Annotated in this window: 17 protein-coding genes and 1 riboswitch; of the genes, 9 read left to right on the forward strand and 8 right to left on the reverse strand. The window is 45.7% G+C overall.

The genetic code is table 11. The annotated features are described in order from the left end of the window. Positions 1–196, forward strand: a 196-nt coding sequence (locus tag BWI97_RS27720; protein WP_369826609.1) for a hypothetical protein, incomplete at its 5' end; no start/stop codon positions are given. A gap of 71 nt (positions 197–267) precedes the next feature. Here BWI97_RS27720 and BWI97_RS19390 read toward each other — a convergent pair. The 5 genes from BWI97_RS19390 to BWI97_RS19410 all read right to left on the reverse strand — a co-directional run bounded on the left by BWI97_RS19390 (position 268) and on the right by BWI97_RS19410 (position 4,275). Continuing rightward, positions 268–720, reverse strand: a complete 453-nt coding sequence (locus BWI97_RS19390) for a hypothetical protein (protein ID WP_102202405.1) — start codon at positions 718–720, stop codon at positions 268–270. Positions 721–1,068: 348 nt separating this feature from the next. Next, complete coding sequence (locus BWI97_RS19395) at positions 1,069–1,602, reverse strand: YceI family protein (RefSeq protein ID WP_094811079.1); 534 nt, start codon at positions 1,600–1,602, stop codon at positions 1,069–1,071. A 140-nt stretch (positions 1,603–1,742) separates the two neighbouring features. Next, positions 1,743–2,615, reverse strand: a complete 873-nt coding sequence (locus BWI97_RS19400) for an AraC family transcriptional regulator (protein ID WP_102202406.1) — start codon at positions 2,613–2,615, stop codon at positions 1,743–1,745. A 102-nt stretch (positions 2,616–2,717) separates the two neighbouring features. Next, positions 2,718–3,674: a hypothetical protein gene (locus tag BWI97_RS19405; RefSeq protein ID WP_102202407.1), complete on the reverse strand. Its 957-nt coding sequence runs from the start codon at positions 3,672–3,674 to the stop codon at positions 2,718–2,720. 211 nt (positions 3,675–3,885) lie between these two features. Continuing rightward, complete coding sequence (locus BWI97_RS19410) at positions 3,886–4,275, reverse strand: TraR/DksA C4-type zinc finger protein (protein ID WP_094811071.1); 390 nt, start codon at positions 4,273–4,275, stop codon at positions 3,886–3,888. A 390-nt stretch (positions 4,276–4,665) separates the two neighbouring features. On the opposite strand from BWI97_RS19410, the gene BWI97_RS19415 reads away from it, so the two are divergent. The 5 genes from BWI97_RS19415 (at position 4,666) to BWI97_RS19440 (ending at position 8,930) form a co-directional block, all read left to right on the forward strand. Further along, positions 4,666–5,937 (forward strand): Glu/Leu/Phe/Val dehydrogenase, encoded by a 1,272-nt coding sequence (locus BWI97_RS19415; protein WP_199182042.1) that lies wholly within the window; start codon positions 4,666–4,668, stop codon positions 5,935–5,937. 72 nt (positions 5,938–6,009) lie between these two features. Further along, the gene (locus tag BWI97_RS19420) at positions 6,010–6,579 is read left to right on the forward strand and encodes a Crp/Fnr family transcriptional regulator (RefSeq protein WP_146010979.1); all 570 of its coding nucleotides are present in this window, start codon (positions 6,010–6,012) and stop codon (positions 6,577–6,579) included. 76 nt (positions 6,580–6,655) lie between these two features. Next, complete coding sequence (locus BWI97_RS19425; protein ID WP_102202409.1) at positions 6,656–7,462, forward strand: hypothetical protein; 807 nt, start codon at positions 6,656–6,658, stop codon at positions 7,460–7,462. A gap of 91 nt (positions 7,463–7,553) precedes the next feature. Next, the gene (locus tag BWI97_RS19430; RefSeq protein WP_102202410.1) at positions 7,554–8,141 is read left to right on the forward strand and encodes a hypothetical protein; all 588 of its coding nucleotides are present in this window, start codon (positions 7,554–7,556) and stop codon (positions 8,139–8,141) included. Positions 8,142–8,564: 423 nt separating this feature from the next. After that, positions 8,565–8,930, forward strand: a complete 366-nt coding sequence (locus BWI97_RS19440; RefSeq protein ID WP_102202411.1) for a hypothetical protein — start codon at positions 8,565–8,567, stop codon at positions 8,928–8,930. Positions 8,931–9,104: 174 nt separating this feature from the next. Here the strand turns inward: BWI97_RS19440 and rpsJ are convergent, their stop codons facing one another. Together rpsJ and fusA are read right to left on the reverse strand one after the other, a co-directional pair. Further along, complete coding sequence (gene rpsJ / locus BWI97_RS19445; RefSeq protein ID WP_094811061.1) at positions 9,105–9,410, reverse strand: 30S ribosomal protein S10; 306 nt, start codon at positions 9,408–9,410, stop codon at positions 9,105–9,107. A 166-nt stretch (positions 9,411–9,576) separates the two neighbouring features. Beyond that, on the reverse strand, positions 9,577–11,670 hold the full coding sequence (gene fusA, locus BWI97_RS19450) for an elongation factor G (RefSeq protein ID WP_094811059.1): 2,094 nt from the start codon (positions 11,668–11,670) through the stop codon (positions 9,577–9,579). 372 nt (positions 11,671–12,042) lie between these two features. On the opposite strand from fusA, the gene BWI97_RS19455 reads away from it, so the two are divergent. Beyond that, complete coding sequence (locus BWI97_RS19455; RefSeq protein WP_102202412.1) at positions 12,043–12,954, forward strand: flagellar motor protein MotB; 912 nt, start codon at positions 12,043–12,045, stop codon at positions 12,952–12,954. 74 nt (positions 12,955–13,028) lie between these two features. Here the strand turns inward: BWI97_RS19455 and BWI97_RS19460 are convergent, their stop codons facing one another. Beyond that, on the reverse strand, positions 13,029–13,565 hold the full coding sequence (locus tag BWI97_RS19460) for a hypothetical protein (RefSeq protein ID WP_102202413.1): 537 nt from the start codon (positions 13,563–13,565) through the stop codon (positions 13,029–13,031). Positions 13,566–13,706: 141 nt separating this feature from the next. Continuing rightward, a riboswitch (TPP riboswitch) is annotated at positions 13,707–13,803 on the forward strand. 102 nt (positions 13,804–13,905) lie between these two features. Here BWI97_RS19460 and BWI97_RS19465 point away from each other — a divergent pair. Next, positions 13,906–16,311, forward strand: coding sequence for a TonB-dependent receptor (locus BWI97_RS19465; RefSeq protein WP_199182043.1), 2,406 nt, complete (start codon positions 13,906–13,908; stop codon positions 16,309–16,311). Positions 16,312–16,391: 80 nt separating this feature from the next. Continuing rightward, on the forward strand, positions 16,392–16,592 hold a 201-nt coding region (locus tag BWI97_RS29260; RefSeq protein WP_369826610.1), incomplete at its 3' end, for a transposase.

A 16,592-nucleotide genomic window follows, 5' to 3' on the forward strand; every position in this document is an offset into this window, starting at 1 on the left:
CAGTCGCGACCTGAAAGATGGCGTGCGTAACTCCCAGACGGGTGGCTACGCGACGCTTGCTACAGCAGGTGTGGAGGCTTACTTCGGTCGTTTTGTAGCAGGTGCGAATGTTCAGCAACCGCTGGTTCAAGAGCTTTCCGGAGGTGACAGTCGGGCTAAACAGCGGCTACAACTGCACGTTACGGTACTTCTGTGACCTATTAAAAAATAAACCCTGAGCGAAGGACTTCCTGCTCAGGGTTTATTTTTAATAGAACGCTATATCACTTAAAATACTTCTGAAATGGTATAATGTTGATCAGCAAATTCAAAGCGATCGCCTGCTTTCTTTCCTTCCAGTACTTCGTAAATCGGAGCTGACGTAGAAATACCGATGTATTCCACCCCATCGACTTCACAGTTTCGGCTGATGCTTACGTAAAAGTTACGCTGATCCGTTAGTACTACGGAGCCTACCTGTACAGCATCGTGCTGCATTTCCGTACCCATCTGATCCAGGGTGGCGAGGTCGCGACGAATGACTTCCGCCCGCCCTTCCAGGTCGCGACGATCATTCATCAACATTTCATTATTGGATTCGTAGGATTCGCTCTGCGATTCTTCCTGATCTTCAATCACGCTGGAACGAATCGTTTCCATCTGGTTGACGAGGTCGTCGAGGGTTTCCTGAGTAACGGCCATCATAGCCGCGTGTATGGCTTCTTTACGTGAATTACTCATAATACTTAAATGCTAGGTTGATTGAAGATTTAAAATAAAAAACTCGGGCCACTAGGCTAAGGGTATGACTATGTCTAATAGCGGTTCAGGTTTGAAGTTTTGAAAGGTTTAACGTTTAACCAGGTATGAGCTTTGAAGTTAAAACAAGTACACAAGGCGATCAAGCCCTTTTTACTTTAAACTCATCAAACTTTAAATCGATCAAACATTGAAATGTTGTCCCCCCCTACATAGCTTTAGCTTTCGATTATTCTATTTTTTGTAATGCATAAAAGCCGGGCTATTCCTTGAAAAGAAACGACCCGGCTAAATTTATATACGGCAAATGGGAAGAAATCGACTACTTACTTAGGCTTGTTTTACGAACTGAACGTTTGCAATTAAACGTACTTCGTCACTTACTACGGCTCCACCGGCTTCCGTTACTGCACTCCAGGTCAGACCGTAATCTTTCCGGTTGATTTTACCTTTTACTTCAAAACCGGCTTTCGTCTGTCCGTACGGATCTACTACCGTTCCACCGTATTCTACGTCCAAAGCTACGGGTTTGGTTACGCCACGAATCGTCATATCGCCATTCAATACAAATGCTTCATCACCTTTTTTGCTGATGCCCGTAGATACAAAGCTCAGTTTGGGGTGTTGATCAGCCGCAAAGAACTCTTCACTTTTCAGGTGACCGTCACGGGCTTCGTTGTTGGTAGAGATGGAATCAATTTCGGCTTCGAAATGTACTTGAGCATCTGAGAAATCGTCGCTGGCCGTAGCTTCACCGCTGAACTGGCCGAACTGACCCGTTACAGTCGTGATTACCAAGTGCTTTACTTTAAATTGTACTTCCGAGTGAGTAGGGTCAATTACCCATTTTGCTGGAGTTGCCATGTCTTTGTTTGGTTATCGTTGATACAAATGTATGTATATACATATAAATTACACTTGTCAAAATCACGGAATATCTTGTCAGAATTACTGATCTTTCAGAAACCAGCTGATTTTAGTCCTCTGTCTTTAAACTAGTGCAGTTATTTCTCGATGTATTTGTTGCGGATTGCTTTACGGTAATCCGTAAACGTTTGCCCCGTATTGGCTTTGAAATACTTTGAGAAGTGAGCTTCATCTTCGAAACCCAGTTCGTAGGCAATTTCTTTGGCGGACGTCGTTCCGTAAAAAGCCCGGCGTTTGGCTTCCAGCACCACCCGTTGCTTGATGTGCTCGGAGGCTGGCTGTCCGGTTACCTTTTTCACCGTGTCATTCAAATGGCTGGGCGTAATATTGAGCTGGTCAGCGTACTCAGATACGCGGGTTTTCCGCGTAAAATCCCGATCGACCAGATCCTGAAACTGTCGGGCGATACAAACGGATTTTGACGTTTCAGACACCGTTACCAGTTGATTAGCGAAGGTTCGTGAGGCCTGAATCAGAAATAGTTGTAGCCAGGCCCGAATCATGTCCTCCCGCAACGCCCGCTTTTGCTGGTGTTCACCCTGGAGCGTTTGCAGATAGGGTTCCAGTAAATCCAGTTGCTCGGGCGGAATGAAATAGGGCTTGAAATCGAGTACGTTTTGAAACAATCCCGTATTGATGAGCAGTTCCCGATTGGCTTCAGATATACAGAAAAAATCCGGCTCAAAACTCAATACCCAGCCTTCATGCGGTCCGTCCATTTGCAGGTGATGCACCTGCCCCGGCGAAAGAAACCACCAGCTACCCGGCTGTACATCATAGTGCTGGAAATCGACATTGTGACTGCCCCGACCACTGGTTACGCCAATAATCACGTAGTAATCGTGGCGATGCGGGGTCAGGGTATGTTCATGGCGTTGTTCATCCACCCAGGACATGGGGTGAATTTCAAAAGGAGTGGTATCTGTTGTATGAAGGTGAAGCGTTTCCATGCAAACCAGGCGTTGAGGAAACGAATATTGAAGGAAGTTTTTATAAACTCAATGGTATCCGCTCAAAACGATCGCTTTCTTTCTTTTCTCGAATTGGTGTCCCTAGAGAATTGAGCCGAAGCCCCGGGAATCAAGCACGGATTTCGATAAATTGAAATAACAGGATACGGCCATAAAGGGGCTACTGTTGATCGTAAATTTCTCCAGTACATCCCCAGCCCGCATGGTTTTCAACGTACGCAAGCCGGTCATACCGGCCTCAAACGAAAGCTGTACGGGTTTGATGGGACTGTAATTCACCGTAAAACTGGCTTTCCCCTGCCGATACGCCAGTCGAATGGCATTAGGATTGAGGTTAGGCGTAAGATAGCCCGCATTAAAACCACCGGCAGCGATTCCGGCTTCGAGCCAGGTCTGTTTGGAAACCTTCTGGGCAATGGAAGCCTGTAAGGGTAAAATGAGCGTCAGGCGGGTATTTTTCGCAATTCGGGCGTTGATACCACCAATGGGAATGGGCGTAATCCGACCCGGCTCAAAAACGACCGCCCCCCCGTAAAACCACTGCGTACGCAGACCCGCAATGCGTACTCGCACGGCTCCGCCTACGCCATACGGACGGGCCTTACTAAAGCTGAATAAATCTTCGGTTTCACTCACGCCTAAACCCACCGCGTATACCCAAATTTTATCCCGTAAGCTGGCGTGGATCCCCGTAATGGCTGCTGAAACCGTATAGATGCCCTGGTCATTTTTATCGAAGGAGAAATTCGGCATTCGATACCCCGCGTTGATGGCCAGAAACATCTGGTTGATTTCAACGTCGATTTTACGCAGGTTGAAATTATGAAACTTCACCCCTGCCCCTCCCCGAATGGGAATGATTCCCTGCACGTTAAACCGCGAATAGCCCAAACGAGCAGTATCATTGATCGAGGCCGCCGGCGTCACTTCGGCCCGTACGTTGATCCCGGAAGCAAAAATCCGGCTGGGGGTTAAAGAAAGCTGGGCGTAGGAAAGTGAAGCCCACAAAAGCATACCGACCGTAAAAAGAATTCGCATGAAGAAGGATAAAATAATGAAAGGCCTGTCCCTACAACGCTGAACTTAGCGATTCCGTACACTCGCCGGGTATTCTGACGAAGTACTGACTAAAAAAGCGGCTTTATACGGTCTAGAGGCCATAAAAAAAGGCCAGAGCAGGCTGGCCTTTGTGATACAAGGGTATAAATAGGAGGAAAAGGAAAGCGGCTGTAATAAAGTAAAGGTACGGCTAGCTTTGTTTCCGTAGTTTTGCTTCAATCGTTTGCTGCGTGTGCGGAACTACCCGAAGTCGCTCTTTTGGAATCAGTTTACCCGTGTCCACACAAACGCCATAGGTACCATTTTTGATACGAATCAGTGCATTTTCCAACTGCGTCGCGTACTTCTGTAAACGAGCGGCTAGCTGACTCAGGTTTTCGCGTTCACTGGTATCTGCTCCGTCTTCCAGCAATTTAGTATTACCCGAAGTGGTGTCCGTACCGGGATCATTCCGCTTGCTCAGGGCCTCCCGAATGTAGTTAAGCTCCGTTCGGGTGTCACCTAATTTCTTTTGAATCAACTCTTCGAATTCCTTTAACTCTTCTTCCGAATAGCGGGTTTTTTCTTCTACTGGGGACATCATATTGCACGGGGTTTGTTAGAAATATAAACGAATATCGATACCAAATAGTTTCTACGGGGACAGTGACCAGCAGGCCCTTACCCTGGGGGGCGGCCACAAAAATCTATTCTGAAAAAAAGGAACAAAAGTAACTTTTTTACGGAAACCGTCAAACGATCAAAAAAATTATTCTATTCCTTTATCGCAGAAAAGCATTATTTCTTTGGCAATCGTTTCGTTTTTCAAATGACAATTCCGTATTCCATTTAAATATATAAATTACGGTTAAGAGTTCTAAAAGCCCTAATCCGAACAGGTTTGTTTTTCTTGAAAGAATCCTGTTAAGTTTGCGGCGGATCAAAATATTTATTATTTTAATCCAATTTATTACTAAAATAAGAATAAGCCATGACGTATATAGAGCCAGCACCCTTGCAACACGAAAGTCCGCTGGAATCCATGAAGCAACGCTTCAATGAAGCTTTTAAATTATTGAACATCTCTCCGGAGATGTATGATATTCTGATGGTACCCCGTAAACAAGTGGTGGTGGGTTTGCCCGTAACCATGGACGATGGCTCCGTTAAAGTTTTTGAAGGGATTCGCGTCGTACACTCCACGATTCTTGGCCCTTCCAAAGGCGGTATCCGCTTCGATCCCGATGTGAACATGGACGAAGTGAAAGCACTGGCGGCCTGGATGACCTGGAAGTGTGCTGTCGTAGATATACCTTATGGTGGAGCCAAAGGCGGTATTCGCTGTAATCCCCGCGAAATGTCCACTGGTGAAATCGAGCGATTGATGCGGGCGTATACCGGTGCGATGCTTGATGTTTTTGGCCCGGATCGGGATATTCCAGCTCCGGATATGGGTACGAGCGAACGCGAAATGGCCTGGCTGATGGATGAATACTCCAAATCATACGGCATGACGGTCAACGCAGTCGTCACAGGTAAACCTCTCGTACTAGGTGGTTCACTGGGCCGGAAAGAAGCTACGGGTCGTGGGGTAATGACGGCATCCATTTCCGCCATGGAAAAATTACGCATTAACCCCTACCGGGCTACGGCCGCCGTTCAGGGATTCGGTAACGTAGGTTCCCATGCGGCAGCCCTGTTGCAGGAACGTGGCGTGAAAGTACTCGGTATTAGTGACGTAACCGGAGCCTATTACAACGAAAACGGTATCGACATTCTGAAAGCCATGCGGTACCGCGACCAGCATAAAGGTTTGCTCGAAGGCTATTCAGAAGCGACGAAAATTACGAATGAAGAACTCTTGACCCTGCCGGTTGATTTACTGGTACCCGCGGCGAAGGAAGATGTCATTACGGATGATAACGCCGGCGGTATTCAGGCCAAACTGATTGTGGAAGGAGCTAATGGCCCTACTTCCGCCAGTGCCGACGAAATCATTAACGAAAAAGGCATTCTGGTGGTACCCGATATTCTGGCGAATGCTGGTGGCGTTACGGTATCCTACTTCGAGTGGGTACAGAACCGAATCGGCTACAAATGGACGCTCGACCGGATCAATCGTCGTTCGGACCGGATTATGAAAGATGCTTTTGATCGGGTATACAATACCTCCCAAGAGTACAAAGTCCCCATGCGGATTGCCGCGTATATGGTTGCGATGAAAAAGGTAGCGGACACGTATAAGTTTCGGGGTGGATACTAGTAGTATTTACTTATTTTTATAAATTAGAGCCTTGTCAGATGACAAGGCTCTTTTTATATCCATACCCCTATCATGAAATCATTTCTGGACTATGCATCAGCATTCATGCCCTTATCTACCGAATCTTTACAGGCCATTAACCAGATCGCTTGGCGACGACACATTCCGAAACGTACTATTCTCCAACGAGCAAGCGAGGTTTGCCCCTATTTTCACTTCATTGAAAAAGGCGTCGGTCGGGTTTATTATTACCATAATGAACAGGAAATAACAGCCTGGTTGGGTTTTGAAGGTCAAATTATCAGTGCCATTGATAGTTTTTTCACAGGGAAACCAACGGATTATTGGATCGAGATACTGGAAGATGCCCAGATCTGTTCCATTTCCAATGCAGATATTGACTGGTTATTCACCCATTTCCCAGAAACCGAACGGCTAGGCCGTCTGATGATTACAGAAAATTACCTTCGTCTTGATGAACGCATGAAGCTTTTTGCTTTTCATACCGCTGAACAACGCTATGAAATTCTACTTCGTCAGTTTCCCGATATTCTGCAACGGGTCTCGCTGCGTTACATTGCTTCTTACCTGGGCATTACTCAAGTAACCCTTAGCCGCATACGAGCGGAGTTTCGGCAGTGATTATTTAACATTTGTAAAAGGATTGGTTGGGGGCATCCTAGAATTTTGAAGCGTTTAAATAACCCTTCAAAACTTTATGATGACTACCCGTATTTTCTACCTAGCACTGCTTTTATGCTTGCTTTTTACGCCTTTTGCCTGCCAGAAAGAAACTGATCCTGATTTATCTACACTCGAAAAACCTGTTCAGGAAGCAAAGGATTGGTTTGAAAAAAACCAGCATCAGGCCACAAGACCGCTCAACAAAGGATTTAACATTTTTACCAAACTGACCGAATGGGCGAAAGCAACCACCTATACTTTAGGGGATACGCTAGTTTTTGAAATTCCGCTCACGTATGAAAAAAATACCGGAATGACCCTTTCCTTAAAACATGGTAATGAGGAACCCCTAAAGACTATTAAAGCTAACCCGCAGCTCTCACTGTTAACTAAACTGGTTATTATCAAGCCCGCTGGTAAACCTTACCAATCTTTCGTCATGAAAATTTCAGCGGGAGGTGAATACTTCAAAAAATCAGAAAACTTTCTCTTGAAACAACATTTGTTTTATAAGCAAATTCCTGAGGGTTTCAGAGGACGAATTCTTTTCTATGACTGGAACGAAAATCTTCTTTCAGGTACGATTTATAAGAATGGGAAGCCTGTTGCGACCATGAAGCCCATCAATAAAGCAGGCCGCCAAGCTGTTACCTGTACTACTTATACCATTGATTATTACTATCAGGCTTGTTCAGGTGGTTATTGTTCCGAATGGACCTATAGCTGGAGTGAATCTACTACGGTATGTGTAGAAACGGGTGGTGATGACAATTCTTCGGGCGGATCGGGATGGTTATACGAACCCTGGGAATTCTGGCATCCCCGGCGGAAGTGGCAGTAATGCAGGAGGTGATGCTGGTCCCGCCCCAGATTTAACTCTAGAAGAACAAAAGTTTTTACAAAATTACAAAGTACTAGGCCCTGGTAAACCTTTGAACCTGAAACAAAAGCTAAATTGCTTTGGAACGATCCCTTCAGGTAGTAATTACAAATATTCCGTTACGTTATATGTAGATCAACCCCAAGCTGGTACAAGAGACAAAGTTAAGCACTCTTATTCAGATCGAATGCCTGGTCATACTTATTTGGGGCTAGAACGATATGATTCTAATACTGGGGAAATTATAAGAGTAGTTACTGGATTTTATGTCCAGAGCGAGTTGACAGCTATGACAGGTATTTACACAGCAGGGGCTTGGGGCGATGACGGAGCTACTGAATACGATGTTTCGCTTAAAGTAGATATGACAGCCAGTCAGTTTAAGGACGTCATTTATTTTCTCAAAAATCTAGATACACCTGCCTACAATTTAGTTGACAATAACTGCACAACGTTTGCCTATAGCTTACTCTCTCCTTATATCTCATTACCCGCAGGTTCTGGCTGGATAGGGCCTTTAGGGCAAGGTAAAAACCCAGCCGATTTGGGACAAGATTTAAGAGAAAAATCTTCAACTTATGGTAACAAACTTACTACGGGCAACGGATTAACATCTCCTTCTACTACTAATTGCAATTAGCGATGCAAAAGAAAAAAAAAGTTATTACCTGGAGTATCATCCTTATACTCTTCGTGGGCATTTGTAATATTCCCATAGTCAGTCTATTCATTTCTATCTATACCGGTAACATCTATTTTAAACGGGCAAGTTTTCACTTCACTAGTGAGAAAGGAGGGTTTTCTGTATGGGCAAGAAATGGATACGAAGATATCGTTTCCCAATTTGAAGCCTACAAAAAACGCCATCCTGAGGATACTATTCTTTATAGAAACTTTCAAATCAAGCCCTGGCAATTCTGGAGAATCTACGAATATACTGACCCTCCTTATCGATTACCCTATCGAGAATTACCCCCTAATGTCAGTGTAGATGATGTAATCAAATAGTAATCCATACCTCTGCGGCTAAAATCGAACCGCAGAGGTACTAACGATCACTACGATGAAAAAGAAAAAAATCATCTTCTGGATTATTTCTATTCTACTTATTGTCAGTGTTTCCAATATTCCTATCGTTAGTTTTTTTATCTCTTTCTTTACGGGTAATCTAAGCATGATGAATCCTGATTATCATTATATCAGCCAGAAAGGTGGGTTTTCTATTTGGGGACGAAAAGGTTCTGAAGATGTTTTATCGCAATTTGAAGCCTATAAAAAACGACATCCTGAGGATACTGTTCTTTACCGAAACTTTCAAATCAAGCCCTGGCAATTCTGGCGGATTTATGAATATACTGGCCCTTGCTATAGATTGCCTTACCAGCAGATGCCTCCTAATGTCAGTGTCGACGATGTAGTTAAACAATAATATGTTTGCTTCTTTCACCGTCGATAATAGCTAAGGTTTTAAACATATACTCTCTGTCATTTATTGTCGTACAAAAGAAAATCATCTTGAGGATGAAAAAATAGTACGTTTAGTAATGGTAATGAAAAAGCCCGTCTTCTTTCGAAAACGGGCTTTTTCATTACCTAAAGCTACTTAAACTTTGATTTCCACGTCAACACCTGAGGGAAGTTCTAACTTCATCAGAGCGTCTACCGTTTTAGCTGACGTTGAGTAAATGTCAACCAAACGTTTGTAGGTGCAAAGCTGGAATTGCTCCCGAGCTTTTTTGTTTACGTGCGGTGAACGCAGTACGGTATAGATTTGCTTGTCAGTTGGCAAGGGGATAGGACCACTTACCACAGCACCCGTAGCCTTTACGGCTTTCACGATGCGTTCAGCCGATTTGTCCACCAGGTTGTGGTCAAATGACTTGAGCTTAATGCGAATTTTTTGGCTCATCAGAGTTAATAACTGGTTCGTTAAAAAAATTGCGTTTCCGCATACCCATCACCGAAAGAACCATTTACTCCGGCAGGGAAGTCTTTAAAGTTTACCGTTTTGAGTTTTCGGTTTTCAGTCACTGTAAGAAGAATCTGAAAACCGAAAATCCTAAACTGAAAACGTATTATAATCCTTTCGCTTTCTTCACTACGTCTTCAGCAATGTTTTGCGGAACGAACTCGTAGTGAGAGAAGGTCAAGTTAGCCGTAGCACGACCTGAAGACATCGTACGCAGATCCGTTACGTAACCGAACAGTTCTGACAGAGGTACATCAGCCTTGATTACCTGAGCACCGTTACGGGTATCCATACCTTTCATGATACCACGACGACGGTTCAAGTCACCCGTGATCGGTCCCGTGTATTCATCCGGCGTCAGTACTTCAACGGCCATGATGGGTTCCATCAGTTTTGCACCAGCCATACGAGCGGCTTCTTTGTAACCCAGACGGGCAGCCATTTCGAAGGACAGTGAATCTGAATCGACATCGTGGAAAGAACCGTGGAATAAACGAACCTTCATGGAATCCATCTGGTATCCGGCGAGAGGACCATTTTTCATAGCCTCGTCGAAACCTTTCTGGATGGCAGGAATAAATTCGCGAGGAATCGTACCACCTACGATTTCGTTCACGAATTCCAGACCAGGCTTACCATCTTCGCGGGGTCCGATTTCGAATACGATATCGGCGAATTTACCGCGACCACCCGTTTGTTTCTTGTAAACCTCACGGTGTTCGGCATTCTTCGTCAGGGCTTCTTTGTAAGCAACCTGCGGAGCACCCTGGTTTACTTCAACCTTGAACTCACGACGCATCCGGTCGATGATGATTTCCAGGTGAAGCTCACCCATACCACGCATAATCGTCTGACCCGTTTCTTCGTTGGTTTCAACTTTCAACGTCGGATCTTCTTCGATCAGTTTCGTAATCGCTTTCGAGAAGTTATCCTGATCAGCTGATTTCTTCGGCTCGATTGCGTAACCGATAACGGGATCTGGGAAATCCATCGATTCCAGAACGATGGGGTTCTTCTCATCCGACAGGGTATCACCCGTTTTGATGTCTTTGAAACCAACCACAGCTCCGATGTCACCAGCCGCTAAGCGGTCGATCGAGTTCTGTTTGTTTGCGTGCATCTGGAAGATACGGGAGATACGCTCTTTGTTACCTGAACGGGTATTCAAAACGTAAGAACCAGCTTCCAGTACCCCTGAGTACGCCCGTACGAAGCACAGACGACCTACGTAGGGATCGGTAGCAATTTTGAAGGCCAGACCCGCGAATGGATCAGACTCCGTTGGATGACGAACTACTTCTGCATCCGTGTTAGGGTTCGTACCTACGATAGCTTCTTTATCCAGCGGCGAAGGCATCAGAGCCATCACATAGTCAAGCATCGTTTGTACGCCTTTGTTCTTGAATGAAGAACCGCACAACATCGGTACGATTTTCATTTCAATGGTAGCCCGACGAAGTGCATTCAGGATTTCATCTTCAGAGATCGACTCAGGATCTTCGAAGTATTTTTCCATCAGGGTTTCATCGTAATCAGCTACCGCTTCGAGTAATTTTTCGCGGTATTCCGTAGCTTCTTCCAGCATGTCTTCCGGAATGGGGACTACTTCAAAGGTCATACCTTTGTCAGCCTCGTTCCAGATCAGACCACGGAAGTTTACTAAGTCAACAACACCACGGAAGTTATCTTCAGCACCGATCGGCAATTGCAGGGGTACTGCATTGCTACCCAGCATTTCTTTTACTTGCTTTACTACATTCAGGAAGTCAGCACCTGAACGGTCCATTTTGTTAACGAAACCGATCCGGGGAACTTTGTAGTTATCAGCCAGACGCCAGTTCGTCTCAGACTGAGGCTCAACGCCATCTACTGAGCTAAACAGGAACACTAAGCCGTCGAGTACGCGTAAAGAACGGTTTACTTCTACCGTAAAGTCAACGTGACCCGGAGTATCAATGATGTTGATGTGATAAGAGTGATCACGATACTTCCAGTTTACTGTTGTAGCAGCAGAAGTAATCGTAATTCCACGCTCTTGCTCCTGCTCCATCCAGTCCATGGTAGCAGCACCATCGTGTACTTCACCGATCTTGTGGCTAACACCCGCATAGTAAAGAATACGCTCCGTAGTAGTCGTTTTCCCTGCGTCAATGTGGGCGGCAATACCAATGTTTCGAGTGAATTTTAAATCTCTTGCCATTATTGGTTTTTGATTGTGTTTGTTTCCGTACCGGTCCCTTGCTTGCCAGGACTTCCAATCGAAATGGGAATTTTACAGTCCGGCAATCGGGGTGCAAAAATAGTCTATTTCCTAGAAAAAAACCAGCGATAATCCAAGGTAATTTTTTGGCTGAATGGAAGTTAACTCCTCGGGCATAGTTTCTTTACGCAAGAAAGGATAGAAAAAGTGAGCTTTTCGGGGATATGGTACGTTAGGATTTTAACGTATTCCGCAAAAATAATGTTCATTTTCTGGTGAAATCGGAAAGCGTTTTGACGCTTGACTTTTTTTTATCTTTTTTGCGAGTCTTTTGAATGGGAAATTAATTAACTCGCTAAACTTATCGCCGTTATGAGAAAAGTATGGGTAATGATGGCCCTGTCGGTGGCCGTTGTGAGTCAGTCCTGCGTAAGCAAGAAAAAAGCATCCGCCTTGCAAGCCCAGGTCAATGACCTCAAAACCGAAAACACCCGCCTGGCTGAACGCATCCGCGTTGAACTCGGCGACTGTCAACAAAAATCCGCTTCCCTGCAATCCCAGCTCGATGCCCGCAACAACGAGCTGACGGCCAAGACCGCCCGCGTCAAGGAAGTCGAAGATCAGCTGGATTACTTAAAGCGTACCAACGCCGGTCTTTTAGACCGCATGGCCGATCTCTCCATTGTCTCCAAGCAAGGAGCTGAGTCCATCAAACGCTCCCTGGAAGCCATCGATCAGCAGAGCAAATACATCCAGAGTCTGAACACCTCCATCCAACGCAAGGATTCTTTGAATCTGACGCTGGTGACCAACCTCAAACGCTCGCTGGCTAACGTCAACGATGAAGACGTCGAGGTACAGGTTAAGAAAGGCGTGGTGTACGTTTCGATCTCGGACAAACTCTTGTTTGCCACGGGTCAGGCCAACGTGAATGCCCGGGCCGAAGAAGTACTGGGTAAGGTAGCCAAGGTCATCAACGATCACAATGAGCTGGAAGTGATGGTACAGGGGCACACCGATGCCGTACCCATCTCGACGGATCTCAACCGGGATAACTGGGACTTGAGCGTGCGTCGGGCCACCTCGGTGGTGCGATTGCTGCAAAGCAAGTTCAAGGTGGATCCGGCCCGTTTGACGGCTGCGGGTAAGGGTGAGTACGAGCCCAAGGATTCCAACAAGAGCTCGGCGGGACGGAAGGTTAACCGCAGAACGGAGATCATTCTCACGCCTCGTCTGGATGAGTTCTTCCAACTCCTGACCCCTCAACAAGGTCAAGCTAAGTAAGCACTGGATTTTTCTATACTAAAAAGCCCACTTTCAACAAGTGGGCTTTTTTTATTCCGTTACTAAACCTGATCCTAATGACTGGTTTGAATCATTTCATATTCTTCTTCCGTTAGTCCTGAGCTTTCTATCCATTCCTGTACTTCGGGCATATCCATGTCCTGAATATAGTCGTACGGATGCCGGGCGTTGATACGTTCGGCGATCGCTCGCCCTTCCGTCTGCTCGATCAGGTAGCCTACCGCACAAATGGTACCGTTTTTATCCATAAAACAGGGTTTGTATTGACCTACGTTCGGCTCACTTTGGGGAAAGTTGCCAGCCTCCCTGTATTGCTGTAATAGGTCTAATAACCGTTGGCGTTTTTGTTGGAGATGAGCGGGCAGATGGGTTACAGAGCTTTGTCGCAACTTGTCTTCTACGTACGCTAAATGCGTTTCAATACGAAGCGACTGCGGGGTTCTCAAATCAGGTTTACGGCCATAAGTGGCAATGAAGCTTTCATCGCCCAATACAGTGTTGATGGGTTGCAGTTGCTGTTGCGTGGATGCTAACGTGATGCCTAGGAAAGCAGCCATCACCATAAAACCCAGCATAGTGAGTACTTTCATGATAGATAAAGGTATGGAGGACCTTGTAAAGACCCAATTTCGATTTAAAGGGTTGGAACGGCTTTTATTCTTTCGATAAAAATTGTTTTTTAAGTTCTCGTGTCATCAAATCCCTTCTCAAACGCCTACCTTTGTCAGACTGATCGCATAAAGGGGTGCCCTACCTAACGGGCTGAGATCATACCCATTGAACCTGCCACGGATAATGCCGTCGAAGGGAAGCGTAGATAGTCTGAAAACTTGTATTTCTTCGGATTATCCCAGCATCAATACTCTTATCCATTTATGTACTGAAACCCGGACGGGCTTCAGCCCCTTAGCCTGTCGTAGCTATACGACCATGCATACAAGCTTTACTCACGCAGTAAAACTGCCCCATTTTTTGGGTAAAGGTTTTCTACTTTTTTTCCTATTACTTTCTTCGCTGTATTCGTTTGCTCAGAAAAATGCATCGGGTACAGTAACGGACGCGTCGGACGGTCAGCCCCTGCCCGGAGCTAGTGTACAGGCAGTTGGAACGCGAAGAGGCGTAACCACGAAAACGGATGGGAGCTTCTCATTAAGCAATCTACCTGATCAGGTGACGACGCTTGAAATCAGCTACGTAGGCTATGAAAAACAGCGTATTGACCTGACTGCTACGCAGCCGTTGCGTATTGCTCTGGTACGTAGTTCGTTTACCGCAGATGAAGTAGTAGTATCCGCGACTCGGGCCAACCAGCGTACCGGAATGGCGTATACGAATGTAGGAGGCGAAGAAATTCAGAAACAGAATTTGGGTCAGGATTTACCCGTACTTCTCAATTTTCAACCCTCACTAGTAACGACTAGCGACGCCGGAGCGGGCATTGGTTATACCGGCTTTCGGATTCGTGGCTCCGACGCAACTCGGATTAATGTAACCCTCAACGGCATTCCTTACAATGATGCCGAGAGTCAGGGGCTCTTTTGGGTTAACATGCCCGATTTTGCGAGCAGTACAACCAGCATTCAGATCCAACGCGGCGTGGGTACATCGACCAATGGAGCCGGAGCTTTTGGGGCGACGGTAAACGTCCAGACGAATGAATTTCGGAAAGATGCCTATGCTGAAACGAATCACAGCGTGGGTTCTTTCAATACACTCAAAAATAACGTATTGGCTGGAACAGGTCTGATTGATGGCAAGTTTACCGTAGACGCCCGTCTGTCCAGACTTACCACGGATGGGTACATCGATCGGGCCTCGTCCAACCTCAAATCGTTCTACTTGTCAGGGGCGTATTTTGGCAAGAAATCCTTCGTACGGGTGAACATTTTTTCCGGCATTGAGAAAACGTACCAGGCCTGGAATGGTGTGCCGGAATATCTGTTAAAGACCAATCGTACCTATAATGGTTTTACGTACGACAACCAGACCGATAACTACCAGCAGGATAATTACCAGTTGCTGAGTTCGCACCAGCTTTCCCGCAACTGGACCTTCAACTTTAACCTCCACTATACGAAAGGGCGTGGCTATTTTGAAGAATACAAACCTGGTGCAAATTTGAAGGATTACGGTTTGGCTCCGGTCGTCCTTGGTGGAGTCACGATTGACACCACTACAATCATTCGACGCAAGTGGCTTGACAATGATTTTTATGGAACGGTATTCTCGCTTGATTATGATTCATTCAAAAAGCTAAAAGTGAATATCGGTGGGGGATGGAATCGTTATACCGGCAAGCACTTCGGTGAAGTCATCTGGTCTCGGTTTGCCAGCAACTCCAACATTCGTACCCGGTACTACGAGGATGATGCGACCAAAACAGACTTCAACCTGTACGCCAAAGCCTATTACCAGTTGACGGAAGGCTTGAACGTTTTCGCAGACGCTCAGATTCGGCGGGTTCACTATGATTTTCTGGGAATCAATAGTCAATTGCAGAATGTTCAGCAACAGGCTAATCTGAATTTCTTTAACCCTAAACTGGGTTTGAATTACCAGATCAGCGAACAGCACTCGGCGTACGCTTCATTCAGCGTAGCTAACCGGGAACCGAACCGTGACGATTTTACGCAATCAACGGCTCAAAGCCGTCCCAGAGCCGAACAGCTTCAGGACTGGGAAGCAGGTTACCGTTTACAGGCAGGCAACCTGGCTTTCACAGTCAACGGCTATTACATGAACTACAAGGACCAGCTGGTATTAACGGGTAAACTCAATGACGTGGGTAGTCCCACCCGTACCAATGCGGGTAAGAGCTACCGAATGGGTCTGGAAGTAGAGGGTGGTTACCAGATCGCCAAGTCGCTAACCTTGAACGCCAATGCTACCTTTAGCCGGAATAAGATCAAGGAGTTTCGTTCGTACTACGACAATTATGATAATGAGACGCAACAGGAGCAAATTTCCAGTAATACCGACATCTCCTTTTCACCAAATGTAATTTTCGGCGGACAACTCCTCTGGAAACCAATCAAAAATCTGGAGTTGGGCTGGCTGGCCAAGTATGTAGGAAAGCAGTATCTGGACAATACCCAGGACGAAGGACGAAAACTCAATGCTTATTTTACGAACGACATTCGGACCATTTATACCATCAAGCCTAAATTTGTCAAGGAAATTAACGTGAGTCTATTACTGAATAACGTTTTCAATCGACTCTACGAATCCAATGGTTACACCTTCAGTTATGTTTCTGAAGGACAGTTCACTACTGAAAATTACTATTATCCCCAGGCGGGTTTTAACTTTCTGCTGGGTGTAGGGGTTAAATTCTAACTGACTATTTATAAACAAAAAACCCGGTAAGAAATCTGGAGTGCCCCCAAGAAGTTAGACACTACTTGGGGTATTTTATTATGTCAAGGAACAAGAAACACAGTTTTGAATTCAAATTAAGATGCGTAAAGACAGTATTGGCAGGCAAAGATTCGATGAGTGGAGTGGCCCGCCAACAGGGGATTGATCATTCATTAGTGAAACGATGGTGTCGAAGCTATGAACGTTGGGGGCTGGAAGCTTTACGGCCTAAGGTAGGTAAACGAGTTTTTAGTGCTGAA

It is taken from the genome of Siphonobacter sp. BAB-5405 (assembly GCF_002872335.1).
Lineage (GTDB): Bacteria > Bacteroidota > Bacteroidia > Cytophagales > Spirosomataceae > Siphonobacter.

Bases quoted from the DNA above. Each gene is read 5' to 3' on its own strand.
- BWI97_RS19390 (WP_102202405.1), bottom strand. From the start codon at position 720: ATGAGTAATTCACGTAAAGAAGCCATACACGCGGCTATGATGGCCGTT.
- BWI97_RS19395 (WP_094811079.1), bottom strand. From the start codon at position 1,602: ATGGCAACTCCAGCAAAATGGGTAATTGACCCTACTCACTCGGAAGTA.
- BWI97_RS19400 (WP_102202406.1), bottom strand. From the start codon at position 2,615: ATGGAAACGCTTCACCTTCATACAACAGATACCACTCCTTTTGAAATT.
- BWI97_RS19405 (WP_102202407.1), bottom strand. From the start codon at position 3,674: ATGCGAATTCTTTTTACGGTCGGTATGCTTTTGTGGGCTTCACTTTCC.
- BWI97_RS19410 (WP_094811071.1), bottom strand. From the start codon at position 4,275: ATGTCCCCAGTAGAAGAAAAAACCCGCTATTCGGAAGAAGAGTTAAAG.
- BWI97_RS19415 (WP_199182042.1), top strand. From the start codon at position 4,666: ATGACGTATATAGAGCCAGCACCCTTGCAACACGAAAGTCCGCTGGAA.
- BWI97_RS19420 (WP_146010979.1), top strand. From the start codon at position 6,010: ATGAAATCATTTCTGGACTATGCATCAGCATTCATGCCCTTATCTACC.
- BWI97_RS19425 (WP_102202409.1), top strand. From the start codon at position 6,656: ATGATGACTACCCGTATTTTCTACCTAGCACTGCTTTTATGCTTGCTT.
- BWI97_RS19440 (WP_102202411.1), top strand. From the start codon at position 8,565: ATGAAAAAGAAAAAAATCATCTTCTGGATTATTTCTATTCTACTTATT.
- rpsJ (WP_094811061.1), bottom strand. From the start codon at position 9,410: ATGAGCCAAAAAATTCGCATTAAGCTCAAGTCATTTGACCACAACCTG.
- fusA (WP_094811059.1), bottom strand. From the start codon at position 11,670: ATGGCAAGAGATTTAAAATTCACTCGAAACATTGGTATTGCCGCCCAC.
- BWI97_RS19455 (WP_102202412.1), top strand. From the start codon at position 12,043: ATGAGAAAAGTATGGGTAATGATGGCCCTGTCGGTGGCCGTTGTGAGT.
- BWI97_RS19460 (WP_102202413.1), bottom strand. From the start codon at position 13,565: ATGAAAGTACTCACTATGCTGGGTTTTATGGTGATGGCTGCTTTCCTA.
- BWI97_RS19465 (WP_199182043.1), top strand. From the start codon at position 13,906: ATGCATACAAGCTTTACTCACGCAGTAAAACTGCCCCATTTTTTGGGT.